The organism is Lysobacter enzymogenes (assembly GCF_017355525.1).
Lineage (GTDB): Bacteria > Pseudomonadota > Gammaproteobacteria > Xanthomonadales > Xanthomonadaceae > Lysobacter > Lysobacter enzymogenes_C.
The window spans coordinates 1,722,171-1,748,150 of sequence record NZ_CP067395.1 but is presented as its reverse complement, the minus strand read 5'-3'; the positions used below and the strand labels follow the sequence as shown (position 1 = coordinate 1,748,150).

21 protein-coding genes are annotated in these 25,980 nt (G+C 69.8%); 13 read left to right on the top strand and 8 right to left on the bottom strand.

Features of this window, described 5'->3' with window-relative positions:
* Positions 1–169: 169 nt before the first annotated feature.
* From ffh to JHW38_RS07115, 9 genes are all read left to right on the top strand, one after another.
* Complete coding sequence (gene ffh / locus JHW38_RS07155) at positions 170–1,537, top strand: signal recognition particle protein (protein ID WP_207525285.1); 1,368 nt, start codon at positions 170–172, stop codon at positions 1,535–1,537.
* Positions 1,538–1,959: 422 nt separating this feature from the next.
* Positions 1,960–2,862, top strand: a complete 903-nt coding sequence (locus JHW38_RS07150) for a hypothetical protein (protein WP_207525284.1) — start codon at positions 1,960–1,962, stop codon at positions 2,860–2,862.
* A 344-nt stretch (positions 2,863–3,206) separates the two neighbouring features.
* The gene (gene rpsP, locus JHW38_RS07145; protein WP_207525283.1) at positions 3,207–3,464 is read left to right on the top strand and encodes a 30S ribosomal protein S16; all 258 of its coding nucleotides are present in this window, start codon (positions 3,207–3,209) and stop codon (positions 3,462–3,464) included.
* Positions 3,465–3,505: 41 nt separating this feature from the next.
* Complete coding sequence (gene rimM, locus JHW38_RS07140) at positions 3,506–4,021, top strand: ribosome maturation factor RimM (protein ID WP_207525282.1); 516 nt, start codon at positions 3,506–3,508, stop codon at positions 4,019–4,021.
* A 76-nt stretch (positions 4,022–4,097) separates the two neighbouring features.
* Positions 4,098–4,328, top strand: coding sequence for a hypothetical protein (locus JHW38_RS07135; protein WP_207525281.1), 231 nt, complete (start codon positions 4,098–4,100; stop codon positions 4,326–4,328).
* Between the two features lie 47 nt (positions 4,329–4,375).
* Complete coding sequence (gene trmD / locus JHW38_RS07130) at positions 4,376–5,236, top strand: tRNA (guanosine(37)-N1)-methyltransferase TrmD (RefSeq protein ID WP_207525280.1); 861 nt, start codon at positions 4,376–4,378, stop codon at positions 5,234–5,236.
* Between the two features lie 78 nt (positions 5,237–5,314).
* Positions 5,315–5,713 carry a 50S ribosomal protein L19 gene (gene rplS / locus JHW38_RS07125; protein ID WP_207525279.1) on the top strand — a complete coding sequence of 133 codons (399 nt, stop codon included), beginning with the start codon at positions 5,315–5,317 and terminating at the stop codon, positions 5,711–5,713.
* Positions 5,714–6,257: 544 nt separating this feature from the next.
* Positions 6,258–6,623, top strand: coding sequence for a hypothetical protein (locus JHW38_RS07120; RefSeq protein WP_207525278.1), 366 nt, complete (start codon positions 6,258–6,260; stop codon positions 6,621–6,623).
* Positions 6,624–6,711: 88 nt separating this feature from the next.
* Positions 6,712–7,182: a ribbon-helix-helix protein, CopG family gene (locus JHW38_RS07115; protein WP_207525277.1), complete on the top strand. Its 471-nt coding sequence runs from the start codon at positions 6,712–6,714 to the stop codon at positions 7,180–7,182.
* Between the two features lie 17 nt (positions 7,183–7,199).
* Here the strand turns inward: JHW38_RS07115 and JHW38_RS07110 are convergent, their stop codons facing one another.
* Positions 7,200–8,708 (bottom strand): MATE family efflux transporter, encoded by a 1,509-nt coding sequence (locus tag JHW38_RS07110; RefSeq protein WP_207525276.1) that lies wholly within the window; start codon positions 8,706–8,708, stop codon positions 7,200–7,202.
* Between the two features lie 187 nt (positions 8,709–8,895).
* Between JHW38_RS07110 and JHW38_RS07105 the strand changes: the two genes are divergently transcribed.
* Positions 8,896–9,318, top strand: a complete 423-nt coding sequence (locus JHW38_RS07105; protein WP_207525275.1) for an RNA-binding S4 domain-containing protein — start codon at positions 8,896–8,898, stop codon at positions 9,316–9,318.
* 327 nt (positions 9,319–9,645) lie between these two features.
* On the opposite strand, the gene JHW38_RS07100 is transcribed toward JHW38_RS07105, so the two are convergent.
* Both JHW38_RS07100 and katG read right to left on the bottom strand, forming a co-directional pair.
* On the bottom strand, positions 9,646–10,281 hold the full coding sequence (locus JHW38_RS07100) for a DUF937 domain-containing protein (RefSeq protein ID WP_207525274.1): 636 nt from the start codon (positions 10,279–10,281) through the stop codon (positions 9,646–9,648).
* Between the two features lie 252 nt (positions 10,282–10,533).
* Entirely contained in the window at positions 10,534–12,717 is a 2,184-nt protein-coding gene (gene katG, locus JHW38_RS07095; RefSeq protein WP_207525273.1) for a catalase/peroxidase HPI, read from the bottom strand.
* Positions 12,718–13,241: 524 nt separating this feature from the next.
* On the opposite strand from katG, the gene JHW38_RS07090 reads away from it, so the two are divergent.
* A complete protein-coding gene (locus tag JHW38_RS07090; RefSeq protein WP_207525272.1) occupies positions 13,242–13,454 on the top strand; it encodes a hypothetical protein in 213 nt (70 codons plus the stop codon).
* Between the two features lie 440 nt (positions 13,455–13,894).
* On the opposite strand, the gene JHW38_RS07085 is transcribed toward JHW38_RS07090, so the two are convergent.
* From JHW38_RS07085 to mutS, 3 genes are all read right to left on the bottom strand, one after another.
* Positions 13,895–15,361 (bottom strand): catalase, encoded by a 1,467-nt coding sequence (locus tag JHW38_RS07085; RefSeq protein WP_207525271.1) that lies wholly within the window; start codon positions 15,359–15,361, stop codon positions 13,895–13,897.
* A gap of 293 nt (positions 15,362–15,654) precedes the next feature.
* On the bottom strand, positions 15,655–19,029 hold the full coding sequence (locus JHW38_RS07080) for an AAA family ATPase (RefSeq protein WP_207525270.1): 3,375 nt from the start codon (positions 19,027–19,029) through the stop codon (positions 15,655–15,657).
* A 132-nt stretch (positions 19,030–19,161) separates the two neighbouring features.
* Entirely contained in the window at positions 19,162–21,765 is a 2,604-nt protein-coding gene (gene mutS, locus JHW38_RS07075) for a DNA mismatch repair protein MutS (protein WP_242691370.1), read from the bottom strand.
* Positions 21,766–22,141: 376 nt separating this feature from the next.
* Here mutS and JHW38_RS07070 point away from each other — a divergent pair, with 376 nt between their 5' ends.
* Positions 22,142–22,339, top strand: coding sequence for a hypothetical protein (locus tag JHW38_RS07070; RefSeq protein WP_207525269.1), 198 nt, complete (start codon positions 22,142–22,144; stop codon positions 22,337–22,339).
* A 46-nt stretch (positions 22,340–22,385) separates the two neighbouring features.
* Here JHW38_RS07070 and JHW38_RS07065 read toward each other — a convergent pair whose 3' ends face one another.
* Both JHW38_RS07065 and JHW38_RS07060 read right to left on the bottom strand, forming a co-directional pair.
* A complete protein-coding gene (locus tag JHW38_RS07065; RefSeq protein ID WP_207525268.1) occupies positions 22,386–23,936 on the bottom strand; it encodes a hypothetical protein in 1,551 nt (516 codons plus the stop codon).
* Between the two features lie 174 nt (positions 23,937–24,110).
* Positions 24,111–24,677 (bottom strand): hypothetical protein, encoded by a 567-nt coding sequence (locus JHW38_RS07060; protein ID WP_207525267.1) that lies wholly within the window; start codon positions 24,675–24,677, stop codon positions 24,111–24,113.
* Positions 24,678–24,884: 207 nt separating this feature from the next.
* On the opposite strand from JHW38_RS07060, the gene JHW38_RS07055 reads away from it, so the two are divergent.
* Entirely contained in the window at positions 24,885–25,973 is a 1,089-nt protein-coding gene (locus tag JHW38_RS07055; RefSeq protein WP_207525266.1) for a hypothetical protein, read from the top strand.
* The last annotated feature ends 7 nt before the right edge of the window (positions 25,974–25,980 follow it).

The following is a 25,980-nucleotide window of genomic DNA, read 5'->3' as shown; positions in this document are numbered from 1 at the left end:
CGCGGCCCGCGGACGCGGCGCTTGCGCACCGCTGGGGCGGCCCCGACATCCTGGCCTATACTTCGCGGCCCATTCCCGTTCCGGCCGTGCGTTCCAGCGGCCCCATTCGGCCAGGCGCGCGGACCCCGGTCCAGGCCGCGCCGGCCCAACATCTCAGGTAAGCAGCGCCATGTTCGAGTCCCTGACCCAACGCCTCTCCGGCACCATCGAGCGCCTGCGCGGCCGCGGTCGCCTGACCGAGGAAAACATCCGCGAAGCCACCCGCGAAGTGCGCATCGCCCTGCTCGAGGCCGACGTCGCCCTGCCGGTCGTGCAGGCCCTGATCGAGCGGATCAAGGTGCGCGCGGTCGGCCAGGAAGTGCTGAAGTCGCTGACCCCGGGCCAGGCGCTGATCAAGGTCGTGCGCGACGAGCTGACCGCGGTGATGGGCTCGCAGGCCGCCGACCTCAACCTCAACGTGCCGGCGCCGGCGGTGATCCTGATGGCCGGCCTGCAGGGCGCGGGCAAGACCACCACGGTCGGCAAGCTCGCCAAGCACCTCAAGGAACGGCGCAAGAAGAAGGTGATGGTGGTCTCGGCCGACATCTACCGCCCGGCCGCGATCGAACAGCTCAAGCAGCTCGCCGAACAGGTCGACGTGCTGTTCTTCCCCTCGGCCGCTTCGCAGAAGCCCGAGGAGATCGTGCGCGCGGCGATCGCGGATGCGCGCAAGTCCTTCGTCGACGTGCTGCTGGTCGACACCGCCGGCCGCCTCGCCATCGACGAGGCGATGATGGCCGAGATCAAGGTGCTGCACGCCGCGGTCAATCCGGTCGAAACCCTGTTCGTGGTCGACGCGATGACCGGCCAGGACGCCGCCGCCACCGCCAAGGCCTTCAGCGAAGCGCTGCCGCTGACCGGCGTGGTGCTGACCAAGACCGACGGCGACGCCCGCGGCGGCGCCGCGCTGTCGGTGCGCTACATCACCGGCCGTCCGATCAAGTTCATCGGCGTCGGCGAAAAGCCCGACGGCCTGGACGTGTTCCATCCCGACCGCGTCGCCAGCCGAATTCTCGACATGGGCGACGTGCTGTCGCTGGTCGAGCAGGTCGAGCAGCAGGTCGACAAGGACAAGGCGCAGAAGCTCGCCGAGAAGGTCGCCAAGGGCAAGAAGTTCGACCTCAACGACATGAAGGACCAGCTCGAGCAGATGCAGAACATGGGCGGCCTCAGCGGGCTCATGGACAAGCTGCCGGGCATGGGCCAGGTGCCGGATTCGGTCAAGAGCCAGATCACCGGCAAGGAAGTGCCGCGCATGGTCGCGATCATCAACTCGATGACCAAGAAGGAGCGGCGCAACCCGGCCCTGCTCAACGGCTCGCGCCGCGCGCGCATCGCCAAGGGCGCGGGCCTGACCCCGGCCGACGTCAACAAGCTGATGAAGCAGTATCAGCAGATGGAAAAGATGATGAGCAAGCTGTCCGGCGGCGGCATGAAGGGCCTGATGCGCGGCATGCGCGGCATGATGGGCGGCCGCGGCGGCATGCCGTTCCGCTGATCGCAGCGCGCGCATTGCGTTCCCCACGACGGCGGCCTGACGGCCGCCGTCGTCGTTTCCGCCGTAGCCCCCTGCAGGCGCGGCGCAAGCCGCGACCGTGCCGCCGCAACCGCGACGCCTCCATCGATTCCTTCGTCGCCGCGATCGCGACGAAAAAACGCAGCGTCTTCGCGGCTCGACCCGCGCCGCAACGCCACACGCGTCGCCCCGACCGCGACGCCGCCGCCCCACGCATCGCCGACCGACGGCCCGCGCCGTTCTCCACGCGCGCGACGCCCGCGCCGCACACTGACCTCCGCAGCAACGCAGGCGCACCACCGCAGTCGCAGCACGCCCGCACACGGGCACGACAGCACTCGCACCTCAGCGCAAGGACCGGCCGCGCATCCGCGCGGCCGCAAACAGATCATGGAGATCGCTCAATGACCCGATTCTCGACGATGTGCGGCGCGCTCGCGCTGGCCGTCGCCGGCCTCGCCGCCGCGCCCGCGGCGCTGGCCGAGACCTCGTACTCCTTCGTCAGCGAAACCGGCGACTACATCGGCCAGGGCCAGACCCGCAGCTACACCGGCGCCGATTCGGCCATCTCCGTCAGCGGCGACTCGCAACTGCTGACCATGAGCGTGCGCCGCGGCAGCGACAACTGGTATGTCGAACTCAGCGCGGCGCGCGGCCAGCGCCTGCAGCCGGGCCGTTACTACCTCGCCGAACGCTCCTCGTTCCGCACCGGCCGCTCGCCGGGCATCGACATCGGCGGCAACGGCCGCGGCTGCAACCGGGTCTGGGGTTCGGTCTACATCCAGCAGATCGAATTCGGCGCCAACGACGCGGTGACCGCGCTGGAAGCCACCGGCCAGCAGCGCTGCGAACGCGACAACGCGCCGGCGCTGACCGCGAAGCTGCGCTACAACGTGCAGCCGATGGCGCTGACGCTGGACAGCGACGCCGGCGACTACATCGGCCAGGGCCTGCGCAAGGATTACGCCGGCGACACCAGCACCTTCGCGATGTCCGGCAACGACAGCTACTTCATCTACAGCGCCTCGGGCCAGCGCGACACCTGGATGGCGATCCTGCGGCCGCCGACCGGTCAGGCGCTGCGGCCGGGCACGTTCCCGATCACCCGCTTCGGCGACGCCAACAGCTTCGGTTTCGATTTCAGCGGCAGCGGCCGCGGCTGCAACCGGGTCGCGGGCAGCGTGACCATCAACGCGGTCGACGTGGATCCGGTCACGCGCATGGTCGCCGGCCTGTCGGCCGACTTCGTGCAGAACTGCGAGGCCGGTTCGACCGCGTTGCGCGGCAGCATCCGCTACAAGCGCTGAGTTCGCGGGGGAGGACAGCGGCCGGCGTCGGGGGCGATCCGGTCGCGGCGGGGGCGCCAGGGACGGCGCGCTCCGCGCCGCCGGCCCGCAGGCAGCGGGCCGCGGCGAAGCAGGGCAGGCAGGCCCGGCGATTCCGGGCCGGAACCAGGCGGCGCGGTGCCGTGCGGGGACGGCCCGGATCGATTTGGCGGGGAGGGCGGCCGGAGATGCCGTTTGCGGGGCCGGCCGGAGCGGGCAGAGGCCGGGTTCGAGCCGGGTCGGGTTGGCCTGGGTCGCGGCATGGGCTACAATCGCCGGCTTACCCCGTCATTCCGACGGCTGGGCAACACAGGAAAGCAACCCTCATGGTCAAGATTCGCCTGACCCGTGGCGGCGCCAAGAAGCGTCCGTTCTACCACATCATCGTCACCGACAGCCGCAGCGCCCGCGACGGCCGCAACATCGAGCGCGTCGGTTTCTACAACCCGGTCGCCGCCGGCAACGAAAAGCGCGTCGAGCTCGACCTCGAGCGCGTAAAGCACTGGATCGGCAACGGCGCCCAGCTGACCGACAAGGTCGCCGACCTGTACAAGCAGGCCGTCAAGGCCGCTCCGGCCGCCTGAGCCGGCGGGCCGCGCGCCTGGCGCGCGGCCCTCTTACGCATATGAGCGAATCCTCGCGCCGCATCCTGTTGGGCAGGGTGCTTGGCGCGTTCGGCATTCGCGGCGAAGCCAAGCTCGAGTCCTGGACCGAGCCGCGCGCCGCGATCTTCCGCTACCAGCCGTGGATCGTGCGCGATCCGCACGGCGGCGAGCGCGAACTGTCGGGCGTGCGCGGCCGCGAAAGCGGCAAGTTCCTGATCGCCAACCTGCCCGGCGTGACCGACCGCGACGCGGTCGAAGCGCTGCGCGGCACCGAAATCTACGTCCCGCGTTCGGCCCTGCCGCCGCCGCGCGAAGGCGAGTTCTACTGGGTCGACCTGGAAGGCCTGGAGGTCGTCACCACCGAAGGCGTCGCCCTCGGCCGGGTGACGCATCTGTTCGCGACCGGCGCCAACGACGTATTGGTGGCGCGCGACGACGAACGCGAGCGGATGATTCCGTTCGTGATCCCGCAGTACGTGCAGTCGGTGGATTTCGAAACCCGGCGGGTGACCGTCGATTGGGATCCGGATTTCTGAAGCCCTTCGCGCGCACGCGCCGAAGGGATCGCCGGCGCAAGCCGGGCGCTTGGCGAGGTCCCGAATGCGCGTGACGATGGCCAACAACACCCTGGCGCCCGCGGCAGCGGCGTTGTTGCAGCAAGGCTACGAGCTTGAAGGCCATCCGACTCTGCCGGGTTGGTGGCTGGCGCGCAAAGGCGAGCATTCGTTCCTGGCTGAAAATCCAGTGGAACTGCTCGGCTTGATCGCGATGGTGCAGTTGCGCGGCGAAGACTGGGCGGCGACCGATCGGGAAATCGCCGATTTCCTCCAGCGCTTCGACTGAGCGCAGCGCTTTTTCGTTTAGCTTGGCATCCGTTTTCGCGAGTCCGCATGCGCATCGACGTCATCAGCCTGTTCCCCGAGTTCGTCGCGCAATGCGCGGCGTTCGGCGTGGTCGGCCGCGCCGGCGAGCGCGGGCTGCTGTCGATGCACGGCTGGAATCCGCGCGATTACGCCGAAGGCAATTACCGCCGCGTCGACGAGCGTCCGTTCGGCGGCGGCCCGGGCATGGTGATGCTGATCGATCCGCTGCGCGCCGCCATCGGCGCCGCGCGCGCGGCCGATCCGGCGCCGGCGCGGACGATCTACCTGAGCCCGCAGGGCCCGCGGCTGGACCAGGCCAAGGTGCGCGAACTGGCCGGCCACGAGCGGCTGATCCTGCTGTGCGGCCGCTACGAGGGCGTCGACGAGCGCCTGATCCAGGCCGAGATCGACGAGGAACTGTCGATCGGCGACTACGTGCTGTCCGGCGGCGAACTGGCCGCGGCGGTGCTGGTCGATGCGGTCGCGCGCCTGCAGGACGGCGCGCTCGGCGACGCCGAGTCGGCGGTGCAGGACAGTTTCGAGGACGGGCTGCTGGATTGCCCGCACTACACCCGCCCGGTCGAGCACGAACTCGGCGCGGTGCCGCAGGTGCTGATGTCGGGCAACCACGCCCGCATCGCCCAGTGGCGCCGGCAGCAGTCGCTGGGGCGGACCTGGCAGCGCCGCCCGGACTTGCTGAACGAGGCGGCCCTGTCCAAGGCCGACCGCAAGCTGCTCGAGGCCTACCGGGTCGAGCTGGCGCAGGCGCGCAAGGCGCGGGAAACCGCTTCCAGCCCCGGCGCCGGCCCCGATTCAGCCGGCGCCGAGGGCGCCGATCCGGGGCAGGGCGCCTCAGCCCTAGCCACGGCCGAAAAAACCCCGTTATAATTAGCCGCTTAGCTGTATCCATGCCATGACGCGGGTCCACGTGCACTCGCGCAACAACTAATCCAACAGGCCATAGCCATGAACAAGCCCTCCATCCATACGCTGCTGCAGAACTTCGAAGCCGAACAGGTCCAGCGCAAGCTGCCCGACTTCAGCCCGGGCGACACCGTCGTCGTCAACGTCAAGGTCAAGGAAGGCAACCGCGAGCGCGTCCAGGCCTATGAAGGCGTGGTCATCGGCAAGAAGAACGCCGGCCTCAACTCGTCCTTCACCGTGCGCAAGATCTCGCACGGCTACGGCGTCGAGCGCGTGTTCCAGAGCCACAGCGCCGTGATCGACTCGGTCGAAGTCAAGCGCCGCGGCAAGGTCCGCTCCGGCAAGCTGTACTACCTGCGCGGCCTGGAAGGCAAGAAGGCCCGCATCAAGGAAGACCTGGCCGCCTACGCGCGCGCCAAGAACGCGCCGGCCGCCGAGTAATCGGCTCGCCCGAGCTGCGCTGCGAACGGCCGCCGAAAGGCGGCCGTTTGCTTTTGCGGCCCGACGCGGCGCGCAGAGGCGAGCGAACGCCGCAGGCCTGCGCTGCATCGGCTTTGCGCACGCCCGCGTTTCGCGGCCGATGCCGCGTCGCCGCCGGCCATGCGCGAATCCGCTTGCGCGCGCCTGCCGTAGCGCACAGCTTCGCGGCGACAGCTGTCGCCCAGCGGACGTCGCACGACGACGCTGGTTTGCGCTCGCTCCTCACTCCTTCGGTTCGCTGGCCGTGACTCGAAGCGCAGCGGACTCGCGCCCGCTCCTCACCCATCCAGGCTCCTCGCTGGCCTCGCCATCTCGTGCCGGGCGACTCGCAGCACAGCAAGCTCGCGCCCGCTCCTCCAGGCGCACCACCCGCTCATGGCCGCAACCGCCCCGCGCCCTGACCGCTGTCGCCGCTGTGCGCTGCGCGCGAATCGCGCTAGATTCGCCTCGCGGCGCTGCCCGCCGCATCCCCCGAAATCGCGCCGCCCCCGCGGCGGGAGCGTCCATGAATCCTGGCCTGTCCGAAGGCGACATCTGCACCTATCCGCGCAGCGACGGCAGCTGGGGCTTTTTCTGGGTGCAGCGCATCGACGCCTTGCCGGACGGGCGCGACGCGCTGTCGCTGCGCAAGTTCGACACCCACACCGCCGAAGAAGTGCGGCGCGAGGACGCGGCCGACGTCGCCGAACTCAAGACCGTGCGCCTGCTCGGCCATTTCCCCATCGTCGGCACGCGCGTGGCCGAGGCCGCGCCGCGGGTGATCGGGCGCATGCCGGTCGGCGAGGAGGATCTGGAGGGGTACCGGATCTGGCGCGAGGCTTTCGACAAAGGCGAAGCCGGGGTGTTCACCCTGGTGCTGGAGCAGATCTAGCCCGAGTAAGAATACTGTTGACCCACGATGAATACATATGCATCATTTGGCTTGCGGCGAGTGCCGCGCCAATTTTGAAGATGCGCCTATGTTGTCCGTCAGACTTCCTTCCGAGCTGGAAACGCAGCTCGATTTTCTGGCCCGCGCCAGCGGCCAGTCGAAAAACCAGATCGTCGCCCAGGCTTTGGCGGACCACTTCAAGACCGTGGAGTTGGGCAGCCTGCCGCTCCAGCAAGCGGTGCAGGAGAACGCCGCCGAGTCGATGGTCCAGCGGCAAAAGGCCTATGCCGAGCAGTACCAGCACGCGCACGAGATCGCCGACTGGTGCCAGCGCAACGCGATGTTCACCGCGAAGCCCAACAACGGCACCCCTGGCCGCGGCGTGCACGGACGCAACGTCCCTGTCGGTTTCAGCGACAGCTTCGATCGCGACCGGACCTTGTACGTGATCGCTCGCCACATGCCCGCATATCCCAGCTACGGCACCGACCGCTACCACCTGTACGTCCGCAGCTTCCAGGAATGGAAGGACTACATGATGGAAGTGCGGCCGGCCTGAAGGCGCCCGGCGCGCGATCAATGCGTTCGCTGCGGGGCGGCATCCTCGTCCGGCGCCGCATCGGCCACCGGCGCCGGCGGCGCGGCCGGCACTTCCGCCGGCGCGGCGATGGTTTGGGTCGCCACCGGCGCGGCCACGCGCTCGGGCGGCGCCATCATCTTGGCCTTGCGCCAGCCGCCCCAGCGGTAATACGCCAGCGACATCAGCATCGAGCACAGCGCGCTGACCGGAAAGCTCCACCACAGCGCGTCCATGCCCAGCACCGGTTGCAGGAAGGTCGCGAACGGCACGCGGATGCCCCACAGCGCCGAGCCGAGGATCAGCAGCGGCGGGATCACCGCGCCGGTGGCGCGGACCACGCCGGAGATCACGAAGGTCACGCCGAAGAACAGGAACGAGAAGATCGCGATGTGGTTGAGGTGGCGGGCGATCTCGAACGAGGCGCTGCCGTCGGGCAGGAACAGCGCCAGGGTGTAGCGGTCGAACAGGATCAGCGGCGCGATCAGCGCGCCGGTCATCAGGAAATTGAACAAGGTGCCGGTGCGCGCGGCCGCGCCGACCCGGTCCCAGCGCCCGGCGCCGACGCTTTGCGCGGCGATCGAGGAACACGCCGCGCCGATCGCCATCGCCGGCATCTGCACGTAGGTCCACAGCTGCAGCGCGGCGCCGTAGCCCGCCGCGATGGCGGTGCCGTGGGCGTTGACCAGGCGGATCATCGCGATCATCGCCAGCGAGATCAGCACCATCTGCAATCCCATCGGCACGCCCTTGACGATCAGCGCGCGCAGCACCGCCGGATCGATCTTGAGCAGATGCGCATCGCCGCGGCCCAGCCACAGCACGTGGCGCTTGCGCCGCAGATGGATCAGCAACGCGGCCAGGCTGGCGCCCTGGGCGACGAAGGTCGACAGCGCGGAACCGGCGATGCCCAGCGCCGGCAGCGGGCCCCAGCCGAAGATCAGCAGCGGGTTGAGCACGATGTCGAGCGCGACCGACATCAGCAGGAAGCGGAACGGCGTGCGCGAATCGCCGAGGCCGCGCAGCGCCGAAGACAGGAACGCGAACGCGTAGATGAAGGGGATCGAGAGGAAGATCACCCGCAGGTACTGCTCGGCCAGCGGCTGCGCGGCGGGCGGCGTGCCCATGCCGCGCAGGATCGCGTCGGCGAGGAACCAACCGATCGCGGCGATCGCCGCCGACAGGCCGAGGAAGAAGCTGGCGCTGGTGCCCATGATCCGCCGCGCCCGCGCGGTGTCGCGCGCGCCGGTGGCCTGGCCGATCAGGATCGTCGCGGCCATGCCGATGCCGAACATCGAACCGATCAGGAAGAACATGATGTTGTTGGCGTTCGCCGTCGCGGTCAGCGCGGCCTCGCCGAGGTAGCGGCCGACCCAGATCGAGTTGATCGAGCCGTTGAGCGATTGCGCGGCGTTGCCGGCCATGATCGGCAGCGCGAACGAAATCATGGTGCGGCCGATCGGGCCTTCGGTCAGCAGCTGGCTGCCGCGGGGGGCGCTGGGGGCCATGTCGGTTCCGGGCGGGGCGGGCAAGGGCGGCAGTATGACCCGCGCCGGGGTTAGCGCGTCGTCGCCGCCTGCGCGCGGTGTGGCGCGTTCGGTCGATATCTGCACGCGCCGCGGCCGTGCGGCGGCGACGGGCGGCGCCGCGCTGTCGCATCGGCGCACGCCGCGCGGTGGTATCGTTCGCGCCGATATGAGCAAGCAAGACGAAACGACGGCCGCGCCCGTCCAGGCGACGGTGCGGTTGGACCTGTGGCTGTGGGCCGCGCGCTTCTACAAGACCCGCAGCCTGGCCCGGCAGGCGGTGGAGACCGGCAAGGTCGAAGTCGCCGGCCAGCGCGCCAAGGCCTCGCGCGCGGTGCGCGTCGGCGACGCGCTCAAGGTCGCGCGCGGCGAGGAAAGCTTCGAGATCGCGGTGACCGGCCTCAGCGACACCCGCGGCCCGGCCAGCGCGGCGCAGGCCTTGTACGCAGAGACCGAGGCCTCGCGCGTCGCGCGCGAACAGGCGCGCGCCCTGCGCGCGGCCGAGCGCAACGGCTACCGCGCGCCGGAAACCAAGCCGGACAAGCGCGCGCGGCGGTTGATCAAGGCGTTGGGGGATATCGACGCGTTGTAGCGGTTGCGGTGGCGGTGGCCGCGAAAGCGCTGCTGCGGCAGCCGGAGCGGGTCAGCCATTTCGTGACAGTCGCCGGCACGATGCTAGCGTCGCAGGCGTATGCGGTTTCGCGGTCGCGGCTCACGCCGCTCCTACATGAGCTTCCTGTAGGAGCGGCGCGAGCCGCGACCGCGCCAAGGCAACTGCGTCGAAAGCGTCCCGCAGCCGCTCTCCATCCATCATCGCCGCATTCGCGCCGATCCCACGATTCCTTCCCGCCCAACACGCGAACGGCCGCACAAGGCGGCCGTTCGACGCATCCCGGCAACCGCGTGCCGGGCAAGCAACTCAGCGCTTGCCGCCGAGCAGATTGCCGCCGATCTTGAGCAGGTCGCCGAGGCCGAGCTGGCCGTCGCCGTCCTGGTCGAGCACCGCGCCGAGCAGGCCGCCGGCGCCGCCTTGCTGCTGGATGCGCTGGTGTTCCTGGCCGAGCGCGTCGCCGAGCTGCTGCGGATTGGCTGCGGCCTGGTTGCCGCCGGAGAACATGCGCTGGGCGAGGTAGGACAGCACGATCGGGGCGAGGATCTTCAGCAGGGTGTTGGCCTGGCCGCCGCCGAGGCCGGTGCTCTGGCCCAGGCCCTGCGCCGCGGTGTCCTCGCGGCCGCCGAAGATGTGGCCGAGGATGCCGGCGCCGTCGGTCTGGCGGCCGCCGCCCCCGCCGAGCACCGCGCCGAGCACGCCGCCCAGGTCGAGCCCGGCCGCGCCGCCGCCGGCATCGGCGTGGTCGCGCTGCAGCGCGCCGAACAGCGCCTGCGCGCCCTCGGGCTGGCTGGCGTTGCGGCCGAGCGCGCCGAGCAGCAACGGCAGCGCCTGGCTCACCGCGCCCTGGGTCTGCGATTCGGACAAGCCGAGCTGGCTGCCGATTTGCGCCAGTGGCTGGCCCTGGAGCTGGTTGAGGAGATCGTCGGTCAGCGAGGCGCTCATCGTTAAATTCCGGTGCACGGGGAGTGCAGATGCTAGCGCCGGGTCGTTAGTGCCGAGTGATGCCGGGCGGCCGCCGAAGCCCGGGTGTGCAACGCAGGTGCGCGGCGAAGCGCGGCAGCGTGCGCCGAGGGCGCGCACGACGTGCGGCGATAAAAAAAGCCCGACGGATATTCGCCGGGCACACAGGTCGCGCAGAGTCGGGGGCGAACCGCCGCCGCGGCGCCGCAAGCTGCGGCCGCCGCGGCGAACGGCTTACGGCTTCAGATCGAACCGGTCGGCGTCCATCACCTTGTTCCACGCCGCGACGAAGTCGCGCACGAACTTCGGCTTGGCGTCGCTGCCGGCGTACACCTCGGCGATCGCGCGCAGCTGCGAATGCGAGCCGAACACCAGGTCGACGCGGCTGGCGGTCCACTTCGGCGCGCCGGTCTTGCGGTCGCGGCCTTCGAACGCGACCTGCGCGTCGGAGGTCGGCTTCCATACCGTGCCCATGTCGAGCAGGTTGACGAAGAAGTCGTTGCTCAGCGTATCGGTCTTGTCGGTGAACACGCCTTGCTGGTTGCCGCCGGCGTTGGCGCCGAGCACGCGCAGGCCGCCGACCAGCGCGGTCAGTTCCGGCGCGCTGAGGTTCAGCAGTTGCGCGCGGTCGATCAGCAAGGTCTCGGCGTTCGGCGCGTACTCGCCGCGCAGGTAGTTGCGGAAGCCGTCGACGCGCGGTTCGAGCACGGCGAAGGATTCGACGTCGGTCTGCTCGGCGCTGGCGTCCATGCGGCCGGGCGCGAACGGCACCTCGACGTTGACGCCGGCGTTCTTGGCCGCTTTCTCGACGCCGGCGGCGCCGGCCAACACGATCAAGTCGGCCAGCGAGACTTTCTTGCCGCCGCCGGCGGAGGCATTGAAGTCCTTCTGGATGCCTTCCAGCGCCGCCAGCACCTTGGCCAGTTGCGCCGGCTGGTTGATCTCCCAATCCTTCTGCGGCGCCAGGCGGATGCGCGCGCCGTTGGCGCCGCCGCGCTTGTCCGAGCCGCGGAAGGTCGAGGCCGAGGCCCAGGCGGTGGAGACCAGTTCCGACACGCTCAGGTTCGACGCGAGGATCTTGGCCTTGAGCGCGGCGATGTCGCCGGCATCGATCAGCGCGTGGTCGACGGCGGGGATCGGGTCCTGCCAGATCAGGTGTTCGGCCGGCACTTCGGGGCCGAGGTAGCGCACGCGCGGGCCCATGTCGCGGTGGGTCAGCTTGAACCAGGCGCGGGCGAAGGCGTCGGCGAACTCGGCCGGATTTTCGAAGAAGCGGCGCGAGATCTTTTCGTAGGCCGGATCCATGCGCAGCGACAGGTCGGTGGTCAGCATGGTCGGCGCGTGGCGCTTGTTCGGGTCGTGCGCGTCGGGAATCTTGCCGGCCGCGGCGGGATCCTTGGCCACCCACTGGTGCGCGCCGGCCGGGCTCTTGCTGAGTTCCCATTCGTAGCCGAACAGGTTGGCGAAGAACTCGTTGCTCCAGCGCGTCGGCGTGCTGGTCCAGGTGACTTCCAGGCCGCTGGTGATGGCGTCGCCGGCGATGCCGCTGTTGTAGCTGCTGGTCCAGCCCAGGCCTTGCTCGGCCAGGTCCGCGCCTTCGGGCTCGCGGCCGACGTGCGATTCGGGGCCGGCGCCGTGGGTCTTGCCGAAGCTGTGGCCGCCGGCGATCAGGGCTACGGTCTCCTCGTCGTTCATCGCCATGCGGGCGAAGGTTTCGCGGATGTCGTGCGCGGCGGCGAGCGGGTCGGGGTTGCCGTTGGGGCCTTGCGGGTTGACGTAGATCAGGCCCATCTGCACCGCGCCGAGCGGATTCTCCAGCACGCGTTCGCCGCTGTAGCGCTTGTCGCCGAGCCAGGTGGTTTCCGCGCCCCAGTACACGCCTTCTTCCGGCTCCCACACGTCGGCGCGGCCGCCGGCGAAGCCGAAGGTCTTGAAGCCCATCGATTCCAGGGCGACGTTGCCGGTCAGGATCAGCAGGTCGGCCCAGGAAATCTTGTTGCCGTACTTCTGCTTGATCGGCCACAGCAGGCGCCGCGCCTTGTCGAGGTTGCCGTTGTCGGGCCAGCTGTTGAGCGGCGCGAAGCGCTGCTGCCCGGAGCCGGCGCCGCCGCGGCCGTCGAAGATGCGGTAGGTGCCGGCGCTATGCCAGGCCATGCGGATGAACAACGGGCCGTAATGGCCGAAGTCGGCGGGCCACCAGTCCTGCGAGTCGGTCATCAGCGCGTGCAGGTCTTTCTTCACCGCGTCCAGATCGAGCGTCTTGAACGCCGCGGCGTAATCGAAGTCCGCGTCCATCGGATCGGTCGCCGGCGCATGCGCGTGCAGCAGCTTGAGGTTGATCTGGTTGGGCCACCAATCGCGGTTCGAGGTGCCGCCGCCCGCGGCGTGGTTGAAGGGGCATTTGCTTTCGTTCGACATGGGTGGGTGCCTTTGACGGGGGTGGACCGACGATCGGGAAGGGACGCGGGCGTGCGTTCGCCGCCGCGCGTTGCGGCGTGGCGTGGACTAGGAGGCGGGGAGGGGGAGTTGCGGCGAAGCGAGCGGATGCGCGCATGCGCGTCGACGCGCGCCGCGCTCGGCGGATGCGGGCTCGGCGCGTGCGAGCGAAGTTGGATCGTCCGGCTGGCTCATCGCTGGCGGTTCGCGGTCGCGGGGTACCACGGGACGATAGGGCGGCGCGATTCCGATGTGAAATCGATCCTTTCGACGTATTCGATAGAACTCGACTATTGCAAGCCGGGCTCCGCCGCCGTATCGCCTGCCGATGATGCGAGCGCAGCGATGGCGGCGGTGTGACCGCGCGCGGGAATCGCGACGCAGCGCGCGTATCGGCGCGCTTGTTGCCGCGCAGCATGCCGGCCGCGCGGGAGGCCGTGCCTACACTGCGGCCAGCGCCGGCCGCGGTGGCCGGCGCGTCGACGGATCGATCGGGGAGGAAGGCGATGAAGCGGATGCAGATGCGTTGGGCGGCGTTGGCCGCGTTGGTGTTCGGGCTCGGCTTCGGCGCGTCGGCGTCGGCGCTGGCCTCGGATCCGGGTTGCTACAGCGCGTGCCAGGAACAGTTGAACGATTGCATCGCCCAGGCCGGTGGCGGCAGCACGCGGCATTGCGGGCGGCAGTATCGCGAATGCACTTCGGCTTGCGAGTTGGAGTGAGCGCAGGCGTCGAGCGCTGCGGTTTCGAGCTTGCGGCGCGAGTTTGAGGATTCGCGGTCGCGGCTCGCGCCGCTCCTACAGGTAGGCCATGTAGGAGCGGCGCGAGCCGCGACCGCGTCGATACAACTGCGCCGCAACTTGGATCGCGCGCAACGCCCGCAAGCCGCAGTCCGGCGAAACTGCGCGGGTTGCGGTTGGGTTCGTCGTTTGTGCGGTGTCGTGGTCGCGGCTTGCGCCGCTCCTACAGGTGGCCCATGTAGGAGCGGCGCGAGCCGCGACCGCGTCGATACAACTGCGCCGCAACTTGGATCGCGCGCAACGCCCGCAAGCCGCAGTCCGGCGAAATTGCGCGGGTTGCGGTTGGGTTCGTCGTTTGTGCGGTGTCGTGGTCGCGGCTTGCGCCGCTCCTACAGGAGGGCTGCAGGAGCGGCGCGGATGGGTTACTCGGTTTCGCTGAGGCCCAGGGCCTTGGCTACGCCGGCGCCGTAGGCGGGGTCGGCTTTGGCGCAGTTGCCGATGTGGCGGCGCTTGATGAACTCCGGCGCGTCGCCCATCGCGCGGGCGGTGTTGTCGAACAGGACTTGTTGCTGCGCCGGCGTCATCAGCCGGAACAGGTCGCCGGGCTGGCGGTAGTAATCGTCGTCGTCCTCGCGGAAGTTCCAGAAGTCGGCGTCGCCGTTGATGCGCAGCGGCGTTTCGCGGTATTCGGGCTGTTCTTCCCATTGGCCGTAGCTGTTGGGCTCGTAGTGCAGCTCGCCGCCGTAGTTGCCGTCCACGCGCATCGCGCCGTCGCGGTGGTTGCTGTGGACCGGGCAGCGCGCGGCGTTGACCGGGATCTGGTGGTGGTTCACGCCGAGCCGGTAGCGCTGCGCGTCGGAATAGGCGAACAGCCGCGCCTGCAGCATCTTGTCCGGCGAATAGCTGATGCCGGGCACCAGATTGTTCGGCGCGAACGCGCTCTGCTCGACGTCGGCGTAGAAGTTCTGCGGGTTGCGGTTGAGTTCGATCTGACCGACTTCGATCAGCGGGTAGTCCTTCTTCGGCCAGACCTTGGTCAGGTCGAAGGGGTGGTAAGGCACTTTGTCGGCGTCGAGCTCGGGCATGACCTGTACATAGACCTTCCACTTCGGGAAGTCGCCGCGCTCGATCGCGTCGAACAGGTCGCGCTGGTGGCTTTCGCGGTCGCGGCCGATCAGCTCGCCGGCCTCGGCGTCGGTGAGGTTCTTGATGCCCTGCTGGGTCTTGAGGTGGAACTTGACCCAGTAACGCTCGTTGTCGGCGTTGATGAAGCTGTAGGTGTGCGAGCCGAAACCGTGCATGTGGCGGTAGCTGGCCGGGATGCCGCGGTCGCTCATGACGATGGTGACCTGATGCAGCGCTTCGGGCAGGCTGGTCCAGAAATCCCAGTTGTTGCGCGCGCTGCGCAGGTTGGTGCGCGGGTCGCGCTTGACCGCCTTGTTGAGGTCCGGGAACTTGCGCGGATCGCGCACGAAGAACACCGGCGTGTTGTTGCCGACCAGGTCCCAGTTGCCTTCTTCGGTGTAGAACTTCAAGGCGAAGCCGCGGATGTCGCGCTCGGCGTCGGCCGCGCCGCGCTCGCCGGCGACGGTGGTGAAGCGGGCGAACATCGGCGTCTGCTTGCCGATGCCGGCGAAGATGCTGGCGCGGGTGTAGCGGCGGATGTCGCCGGTGACGGTGAAGGTGCCGAACGCGCCGGAACCTTTGGCGTGCATGCGCCGCTCGGGAATGATCTCGCGGTTGAGGTTGGCGAGCTTCTCGATCAGCCACAGGTCCTGCATCAGCAGCGGGCCGCGCGGGCCGGCGGTCATGCTGTTCTGGTTGTCGACCACCGGCGCGCCGAACGCGGTGGTGAGCTTGCGGGGCTTGGAATCGTCGGGCTGGCTCATGCTGGCTTCGTGCCTTGGGGAGCGGGGAGGAGCCTCGACGATAGGGGCGTGCGGCGGGATTGGGAAATCGAATGTTTCGACTTGTTCGATAGGGTTGGGCTATTGCGGGACGATGCGGGTTGCGGCGCGAACGTTATGGAACGCGGTCGCGGCTCGCGCCGCTCCTACATGGGCTACCTGTAGGAGCGGCGCGAGCCGCGACCGCGAAAACCAAACCACGCCGAACGCCGCACACGCGCGCGACACGACCGCCGCCGCGCGCAACCGCTGAACGAACTGAACGCCGCCTGCGCTCAATCCCCGCTCATCGCATCGAACTCGCCCGCCAACACCCGGTCGAGCCGCCCGCTGCGCCACCCGCGCACGCCGTCGCGCACCAGCGGCGACGGCGATTGCCGATAGCGCCGGGCGATGCGCCGCTCGCTCTCGCCGCCCGCATGCGCCGGCGCGGCCTGCGGCTGGCGCGCGCGGCCGGGCAGGTCGGGCGCGACCTGGACCAGCACCGACAGGCGCTGGGTGCTGTCCTCGGCCTTGTCTTCGTACACGTGCAGGCCGGCTTCGGCTTCCAGCAGGTCGAACGCGCCGAAGCCGCTGACCGCGAGCCACGCGCTGCAGCGCTCGCGGTCCTCGCGCAGCACCTGTACGCGCATGTTGCGGCGCTGCGCCCAGCCTTGGTACATCGCCAGCACGCGTTGCCACCACTGGCGCAGGTCCGGGTTCTGGCGCTGCTGCGCCGATTCGCTGAGATCGATCTCGACCAGCGCGTCCTGCGGCCGGCCGGCGCGCAGCGCGTCGACCGCCAGGCCGAGCAGGAACAGCAGTTGCGCCAGCGACTGGGCGAAGCTCGGATTGCCGCCGTCGCGGCTGAGCCGCTGTTGCAGGCGCACCGCAGTGTCGAGCGCGCTTTCGATGCGGTCGCGGCGTTCGATCCGGTCGAGCGCGGCGTGGCGTTCGGGCGATTCCCAGAAGCCGGCGGCGGCCATGCGCGCGTAGTCGGCCTCGCGCTCGTCGCGCCATTGCGCGCCGAGCACGGTTTCTTCCAGCGCCGCCAGCCGCGCGTCGAGCCGGGCGATGGCGCCGGCGTCGGCCGCGGGCGCGTAGACCAGGTCGCGCAGATCGTCGTCGCCGTGCGCGGGCGCGGACTCGTTCGCGGGCGCCGGCATGCGCGCGGGCGCGGCCGGGGCCGGGTCGATGAACTCGACTTCGAGCTTGTCGCCGGCGCTGCGCACGAACAGGAACTGGTCGCCCTGCGGCGCGCGGTGCTCGACGATGCTGCGCGCCAGCGGCGCCAGCAGGTAGTGCTCGATCGCGCGGCGCAGCGGACGCGCGCCCAGGTCCGGAGTGAAGCCGCGGTCGAGCAGGAACTCGATCGCCGAGGGCTCCCATTCCACCGCCCAGTCGCGGTTGCGCAGGCCGCGCCGGGTCAGCACCCGGCTCAGTTCCTTGTGCAGGATCTCGCGCATCAGCGCGCGGTCGAGCGGATTGAACAGCACCACCCGGTCGAGGCGGTTGATGAACTCGCGGCGGAAGGTTTCGAACAGCGCCTTCTCGACCGCGCCGCGCGAATAGCCGCCGCGCACCGAAGTGAAGCCGGGGCCGGCGCTGCGCGAAATGGTCGAGCCGACGTTGCTGGTGAGGATGATGATGCTGTGGCGGAAGTCGACGGCGTGGCCGCTGCTGTCGCTCAGGCGCGCGTCGTCGAACACCTGCAGGAACAGGTCCCAGACCTTGGGATGGGCCTTTTCGAATTCGTCCAGCAGCACCACCGAGAACGGCTGCTCGCGGATGCGCGAGGTCAGCGAGCGCACGCCGGCGGCGCCGCCCTGGTCGGCGGTCAGGCGCCAGGCCGAGTCTTCGGACTGGAACTCGCTCATGTCCAGGCGCAGCAGGCGTTCGTCGCTGCCGAACAGCAGTTCGCCCAGCGCCTTCGCCAGTTCGGTCTTGCCGGTGCCGGTCGGGCCGGCGAACAGGAACACGCCGATCGGGCGGCCGTTGTCGGTGAGCCCGGCCTTGAGCATGGCGATGCGGTCGAGCAGCGCGTCGACCGCTTCGTCCTGGCCGAGCACGCGGCGCTGGAAGAACGCGCGCAGTCGCTCCAGGTCCAGGCTCTGGCGGTCGTCGATGACGTCCAGCGGCAGGCCGCTGCGCTGGGCGATGGTGGCGAGCAGGCGTTCGCCGTCGAGCGGCAGCGCCGGCGGCTCCAGCGCCTGCGCGTTGCGCAGCGCGTCGTCGAGCAGGCGCAGCAGGCGGCCGGGTTCGTGCTGTTCGGGGAAATACTGCGCGGCCATGCGCGCGGCCTCGGCCAGGGTGCGCGCGTCGGCGACTTCGCGGCCGAGACGCTCGCTTTCCAGCCGCGCCCATTCGGCCGCGAGCGGCGCCAGCGCCTGCGGATCGAGCGGGCTCAGCGTCAGCACGTCGAAGTGGTGCTTGACGACCGGGCGCGCGACCTGCAACTGGGCCAGCTGGCGCGGGCTGATCTCGCCGATCACCCGCAGCCGGCCGCGTTCGATCGCCGGCAGGACCAGGTCGAGCACGCCGGTGGGGTCTTGCTTGTACGCGCCCTTGGACAGCAGTTCGAAGAATTCCGGCGCGCGCCACAGCGCCTTGTCGCGGTCGAGCACCGACAGCATTTCGCGCACGCGTTCTTCGAGTTCGCCGATGTAGGACTGGCCGGACAGGATTTCCGCGGCGCTGGCTTCGAACACCAGCCAGCCCTGCGCCTGCAGGCGCTGGCACAGCAGGTCGATCAGCACGCTCTTACCGACGCCGTGTTCGCCGCTGATCAGCACCGAGGCCGCCTCTTTCGCGGTCAGCAGCTCCTGCAGCTGATCCAGTTGCTCGCGCAAGGCCTCGTGCTCGATCCGCAGCGCCGTCTTCGGCGCCGGATTGACCCGTCCGAACGCGCCGAGCACGCGGCTCTCGCGGCGCGCGCCGGCGCAGCGCTCGACTTCGTCGAGCAGCGGCTGCAGCAGCGGCGAGTCGAAGCGCTTGAGCGTCTCGGCGAGCTGCTTGGCGTTGTTCTCGTCCAGCTCGTCGAGCTTCGGCGCGGGCGGGATGTAGCCCTGGTCGCCGGCCCAGCGCAGGTAATCGCGCACCTGCTGGCGCATCGGCGCGAACTCCCACCACCACGGCTGGGCGTGGCGCATCAGCTGCGGCAGCAGTTCGGCGCCGTCGAGCGCGCGCAGGTGTTCGATCAGGAAATGCAGCGGATAGCCGCCGTACTGGCCGGCCGGTTCGATCAGCCAGTCGGCGAGGATGTCGTCGCGGCGCGAGCCGGCCTTGACGATCATCGACTGCAGCACGTAGCCGGTGCCGCTGAGCTGGCGGATCAGGTCTTCGTGGTTGAAGGCGTCGCTGGCGAGCAGTTCGACGCCTTGGTGGAATTCGGGCAGGGCGAGCAGGTCCTGCGGGCGCTGGATGCGCTCGTCGACCGCGTCGATGCGGCGGATCAGCGCGAACAGGCGTTCTTGCGGGGTGTCTTCGGCGGCGGGCGGCGCGGGCTCGGCCGGAGCTTCAACGGCGGCGGGCGCGTCGTCGTCGTTGTCGGCAACGGCGGCCGGCGGCGTCGCGATCGCCGCCGGCGCGCTCTGCGCAGCAGCGGCGGGGCGATAGAGGCGGGCGAGGATCAGGCCGGCGACGATGCCGACCAGGAATAGCAAGGCTTCCACATGCGCTCCGGTGTCCGTTCCGGCGACAGTTTAGCGGTTGGGTGTCGGCGCTCGCAGAGCGTCGCTTCGGTCACAGATTGCGTTGCGGCTTTCGCTGGTGCGGGAGGGCCTGAAGGCCCTCCCATACGAAGATCAGGCCAGCGCCTTGATCCGATACAGCGCCTCCAAGGCCTGCTTCGGCGTCAGCTCGTCCGGATCCACTTCGGCCAGCGCATCCAGCGCCGCCGACGACGGCGCGGCGAACAGGCCGAACTGCTGCGGCGCATCCAGCGCGGCCTTGGCGAACGACGGCTTCGGCGTCTCGCGGCCCTGGTTCTCCAGTTCGATCAAACGCCCACGCGCCTGCTTGACCACCGACTTCGGCAACCCCGCCAGCGCCGCCACCTGCAGGCCGAAGCTGCGGTCGGCCGGGCCGTCCTTGACCGCGTGCATGAACACCAGCTGCTCGCCGTGCTCGACCGCGTCGAGATGCACGTTGGCGATGCCGTTGCCGGGTTCGGCCAGAGCGGTCAGTTCGAAGTAATGCGTCGCGAACAAGGTGTAGGCGCGGTTGTGGTGGGCGAGGTGGCGCGCGCAGGCCTCGGCCAGGGCCAGGCCGTCGTAGGTCGAGGTGCCGCGGCCGATCTCGTCCATCAGCACCAGCGAGCAATCGGTGGCGTGGTGCAGGATGTAGCTGGTTTCGCTCATCTCGACCATGAAGGTCGACTGGCCGCGGGCGAGGTCGTCGCCGGCGCCGATGCGGGTCAGGATGCGGTCGACCGGGCCGATCGTCGCGCGCGATGCCGGCACGAAGCTGCCGATGTGCGCGAGCAGCACGATCAGCGCGTTCTGGCGCATGTAGGTCGACTTGCCGCCCATGTTCGGGCCGGTGATGACAAGCATGCGGCGGCCGTTGCTGTCGTCGAGCACCAGGTCGTTGGGCTCGAACGGATCGTTGCGCACCGCCTCGACCACCGGATGGCGGCCGCGCAGGATGCTCAGGCCCGGCGCTTCGGTCAGCTCCGGCTGCGACCAGTCCAGGCTGGCGGCGCGTTCGGCGAACGCGCACAGCACGTCCAGCTCCGACAGCGCCGCGGCGCAGCGCTTGAGCGGCTCCAGGCGTTCGTTGAGCGCGTCGAGCAGTTGTTCGTACAGCAGCCGCTCGCGCGCCAGCGCGCGTTCGCGCGCCGACAGCACTTTGTCCTCGAACTGCTTGAGCTCCTCGGTGATGTAGCGCTCGGCGTTGCTGAGGGTCTGGCGGCGGGTGTAGTGGGTCGGCGCCTTGTCGGCCTGGGCCTTGCTGACTTCCAGGTAATAGCCGTGGACGCGGTTGTAGCCGACCTTGAGCGTGGCGATGCCGCTGGCGGCGCGCTCGCGCGCTTCCAGGTCGACCAGGAACTGGTCGGCGTTGGTCGACAGCGTGCGCAGCTCGTCGAGTTCGGCGTCGTAGCCGGGCGCGAACACGCCGCCGTCGCGCGCCAGCACCGGCGGCTGCGGCACGATCGCTTCGGCCAGCAGATGCGCGTGGGCGTCGTGCTCGCCGAGTTCGGCGGCCAGCGCGCTCAGCCGCGGCGCGTCGAGCGGGCGCAGCAGGCCGCGCACGTCGGGCAGCAGGCCGAGGCCGTCGCGCAGGGTCGACAGGTCGCGCGGGCGCGCGCTGCGCAGGGCGATGCGCGAGAGGATGCGCTCCAGATCGCCGAGCGCGCGGAAGCGTTCGCGCACCTCGTCGCCGGCGCGGCTCTCGATCAGCGTGGCCACGGCCTGATGGCGGTGGCGCAACGCGGCGCGGTCGCGCAGCGGCCGGTGCAGCCAGCGCCGCAGCAGGCGTCCGCCCATCGGCGTGACCGTGCTGTCGAGCACGCCGAGCAGGGTGGTGCGGCTGTCGCCGTCGATGCGGCTGTCCAGCTCCAGATGGCGGCGGGTGGCCGCGTTCATGGCGATGGCGCCGTCGCCGGATTCGACCGCGATCGAAGTCAGGTGCGGCAGGCGCTGCTTCTGGGTTTCCTCGACATAGCCCAGCAGCGCGGCCGCGGCGGCGACCGCCAGCGGCTTGTCTTCCAGGCCGAAGCCGGACAGGTCGTGCAGGCCGAAGAAGCGCAGCAACTGGCGGCGGCCGCTGTCGACGTCGAACAGCCACGGCGCGCGCCGGCGCACGCCGCTGCGCTGCGACACGAACGCACCCCAGCCGTCTTCGTCGGGCATCAGCGTTTCGGCCGGCTCCAGCCGCGCCAGTTCGGCTTCCAGCGCGTCTTCGCTGGCGACTTCGTTGACCAGGAAACGGCCCGCGGCCAAGTCGGCCCAGGCCAGGCCCCAGCCGCTCTTGCCGCGCGACACCGCCAGCAGCAGCGTGTCGCGGCGCTCGTTGAGCAGCGCCTCGTCGGTGACCGTGCCGGGGGTGATGATGCGCACCACCTTGCGTTCGACGATGCCCTTGGCCAGGGCCGGGTCGCCGATCTGCTCGCAGATCGCCACCGACTCGCCGAGCGCGACCAGGCGCGCCAGATAGCCTTCGGCGGAGTGGTGCGGCACGCCCGCCATCGGAATCGGCTGGCCGGCCGAGGCGCCGCGCTGGGTCAGGGTGATGTCGAGCAGGCGCGCTGCCTTGCGCGCGTCGTCGTAGAACAGTTCGTAGAAATCGCCCATGCGGAAGAACAGCAGCACATCGGGGTGCTCGTTCTTGGCGGCGAAGAATTGCTTCATCAGCGGGGTGTGTTCTTCGGCGCTCTTGCCGGCGCTGGGTTTCTGGCTTTTTTGCATTTGATTCAAGGCTTTGGTTTTCGGAACCACTGAGTGCCGACGAGTATGGACAACTAAGGCCGGTCAGGCACGCCGTCTTGTCGCGCGGCGCGGCCGGACCGGAGCGGCGCGGGGACGCAGGCGGTCGCGGAAGGTGCGCTGACCCTCGTCCCGGTTGGGAACGGCTGGCCTGGCTGGCGTTCCCGTTCCCGTTCTGGTTCCCGGCGGCAGCGGCGGGAGCGTCGATTTTGCCTGGAACGCGCGGCAGAAGCGCTATGCGATCCGGCGTCTGGCGGATCGGGCGGGCGACACCGCGCTTGCGTTGTCCGCCTGCATATGCCGTGCTAGCTTGTCAAGCATTGATTTCCCCGCGAGGCGGGGGAGGCGGCAAGCCCCGATGGCGACCAGGCCGAGCAAACGCGCTGCCAAGGCGAAGCGTCCCGGCAAAGGCGAACAAAAGCTGTTCCGCCGGACGCTGGAAAAGGCGGGACAGGTTCAGAGGGACGCGGGCGAACCGAAAGCCGGCGCGACGCATTCGGTGGCCGAGTCGCCGGATGGCGAGGTCCTGGTCCGCCGGCGTTTTTCCGCGCGCTAGTTTCCGCTCGCGTTCGCGGCGCGCACGCGCCGTGCGTCGACGCCCGTCAGCGCCGTTCGCGGCAAGCGCACGCGAATCGCAGCCGCTTCAGAACGCGTCTGCCGTCTTCGGTGTCCACGACCCGATGCGTTGTGCCCGGCGGCTCGTCGCCGACGCTCGCTGCGCTTGCGGCGGCCATGGCCGCCTTGGTCCGGCGCTGCGCGCCCGCGGCACGCGGCGCGGGAACCTTCGCCGCGACTTGCTTGCGTTCGACCAAGCCGGCGACGAACTCCATCACTTCGTTCTCGGTCGCGACGGCGTCGGGCAGGGCGGTCAGGATCGCTACGCTGGAGGTCCGCGCCGCGCTCGTCGCCGGCTTCATCCGGCCGAGCAGCACGCCTTCCGCTGCGAACGCTTGCACACCCTTAAGAGCAGCACCCTTGAGCGCGCCGCCCTTGAGCGCGCCGGACAGGCGCCGGCCGATGTCGATCGCGCGCGGGTAGGTCGCTTCGACGAGTTCGTGGCCGCCCAGTTGCAGCGGACGCAGGCACAGCGGCACCGCGTCGCCCGCGCCGGTGCGGTTGCGCAGGTCGTCGAGACCGTCGTCGGACGGACGCCACTGCGCCCGCGCCGATCCGGCCTTGCCCGCGAGCGTAGCTTTCGGACTGAGGATGGCGGCGCTGCCGAGCGCGATGCCGTGGCGGCCGAACGCCTGCCGCACCGCGGCGTGCAGCGCGCGATCGCGCACCGATTCGATCTCCATCACCCGGCCCAGCGCCTGGAAGAACCGCGGCGTCACCGGGGCCTTGCGCGCGGCGGCGAACAGCAGGCGGGCGGCGCTTTGCGCTGCGTTCCACAGGGTCTTTTCGCTGCGGGTCTTGGCGGCGGCGAGCCGGAAGCGGATCAGGTCGTAGAAGCAGCCGGTGAAGATCTGCCCGAAGTCGTGGATCTCGTCGTCCTTGCTCGGGAAATGCCACTGCAAGTCGTTGAGCATCTGCCGCGGGACGTTGTCCGGTCCCGCCAGCCATGCGAGTTGCTCGCCCCAGGTTTCCAGGTGGTTGCGCCGGTTCAAGCCGTTGCCGGCGACGATGTCGTTGCGGATGTCCTTGTCGGCGAGCGCGCTGAGCAGCGCGATGCAGTCGCCGAAGGATTCGTGGAACGCCGCGACCTCGATGAACTGGATGTCCCACAATTCCGGCCGCAGCGCGTCGAGCAGCGCATGCCCCACTTCGTGCGCCACGACATCGGCGCTGGCTCCGGTGTAGTGGTCCTTGTTGCCGCGGCGGACCCGGCAAAACACCAGTTCTCCGCCGGAGTAGTAGGCATTGGCCTCCTGGCCGCGGACCAGGGTCACGGGCAAGGATTTCGCCGCGGCGGTCCGCGGCCAGCGCGCGAGCGGCCCGTCGATCTTTTCGAACGCGGCCAGCGCGCGCAGCGACGATTCCCGGACTTGCCACGCCAGCCAATCCAGGCCGCCTTCCGCATAGGGTTTTTGGCCGGGGAGCGCGCGGAAGGTCAATTGCGCGTCTTTCGCGGGCCGGTTCTTGATCGCCGTTTGCTTGCGCGAGCGGTTGAACTTCTTCGCGCGAGGATCGTTGGGGATGTAGTTGATCGGCATGGCGATGAGCCCTTCCTGGGGCGGCGGTCTGTTCCCGTTGTCGTCAACGGCAAGGGGCGCGGGCGGCGGCCAGCCGTTCGCGGCTTCGGTGCGGCGGGGATGCGCCCGGTCGTGCGATTCGGCGATGCGTTGCGTCCGGTGCGGTCGCCGCGGCGGCGGCCGACGGGCGAGGCCTCAGCCGCTCATGCGCGCGAGCGCATCCGCGAGCTGCGACTGCAAGCGGGCGAGCCGGCCGGACTCGGCGTGATAGCGTCCGGCGCCGCCGGCCATGTCGCGCAACACCGCCAGGATTTCTTCGACGGTCCGGATCGTTTCGTCGCCGCCGCCGTTGGCGTCGGCGGACGGCGCGCGCTGCGCCTTCAGCGCCGACGCCACAGCGCCGTGCGTATCGGCAAGACGCATCAGCGCGTCGTAGGCGGGCTTGACCGCGGCGCGGTCGTCGAAGTGGAAGGCTTCGTCCAGGGCCGCCCTGCCGGCGTCCAGTTCGGCGAGGAACCCGGCCAGCGCCGCGCGCGCGCCGTCCGCGTTCGGCCCGTGCGGGCCGCAGGGGCTGTCGTCGATCATCGCTGCACGCCTGCGGTCCCGATAGCGGCGCACAGCTTCGCGCGCGAGCTTCGGCACGGCAACCGCCGCGATGGCCGAGCCGACCCGCGTCGCGCCCGCGCACCGGCCGCCGCAACGATTCCCGCGCCGCATTCGCCAAAACGTGATGCAGCCCCCCGCGACTGTTGCAGCGCACATTGCGTGCCCGCAGAACCGTACGCTAGCGTCCGGGGGCGATGGCAGGGGGCGGTGCCGCGACGTCTCGGGCGTCCTCGTCGCGAAGACTCATGAACCGGTTTCGTCGTGAACCGGGCCCGCGAGCGGGCCCGTCGTGGATCGCTGTCTGGCGTTTTCTCACCGGGCACCTGCGGGTGCTCCGCGCACACCATCTCGAAGGGGACAAGGATGAAGACTCTTTACCGCAACACCGCGGCACGGCTGCTCCCGGCCGCGGCGCTGCTCGCGCTGTCGGCCCCGGCCCTGGCCAGCACGCTGAACCAGAACGTGTCGTGGACCATCGACCGGGCCGGCACCAGCACCACCTACCGCAGCGTCGCCTACGGCGATTCGATCTTCGCCGGCTACAACGGTTCGATCAGCAACGCGGCCAAGTACTCGGCGCCGACGGTCGACGCCGAATACCTGTCGGCGCGCTGGAACGCCGACATCGAGAACGTCCGCCGGGCCAAGTCCGGCGCGGTCGCGCGCGACGTCTACGAGAACAAGATCGTCGCCGAGCGCTCGTACATGCAGGCCGTCTCGACCCGCATCGTGAGCTTCGAGATGTGCGGCAACGACGGCCTGCAGGCGCGCTCGGCGTTCAAGTCGCAGACCGGCACCTGCGACTACAGCGGCATGGACGCGGCGATCAACTCCTGCAAGACCTACGTGGCCGCGGCGATGGACTACATCAACGCCAACGCGAGCCCGAACGTCAAGCTCAAGGTGATCTCGAACCTGTACTACCCCGGCTACGCCGCCGACAACGTGCAGAGCTCGTGCCGCGACGCCGGCACCGGCCAGACCGTGAACATGCGCGACCGGTTCCTGCCGGCGATCGCCAAGATGAACTACTGGATGTGCGAATACGCGCGCCAGAAGGGCTTCAAGTGCGTCGACAGCTTCGCCCAGTACATGGGCGCGGACTACGACAGCAACGGCGACGGCCTGGTCGATTCCGACGCGCTGCGTTACGTGGCCGGCGAAAGCGAGGCCAGCTACGTCAACCGCACCGCGACGACGCTGCGCGCGACCTTGCGCGACGCCAACACCAAGTTCGTGACCGGGTCGAGTTCCTACGACTACATCCAGTCCGACGACACCCATCCGACCTACACCGGCGGCACCGTGTCGGCGGGGCTGTGGGGCGGCACCACCGGCAGCGGCGCGCCGCGCTATTCGACTTTCAGCAACGGCCGCAGCCCGATCTGGAACCAGTTCGGACATGAGCGGATGGGCTGGGCGTTGTCGGTGTATCAGCCGGCCAGTCCGTGATTCGCGT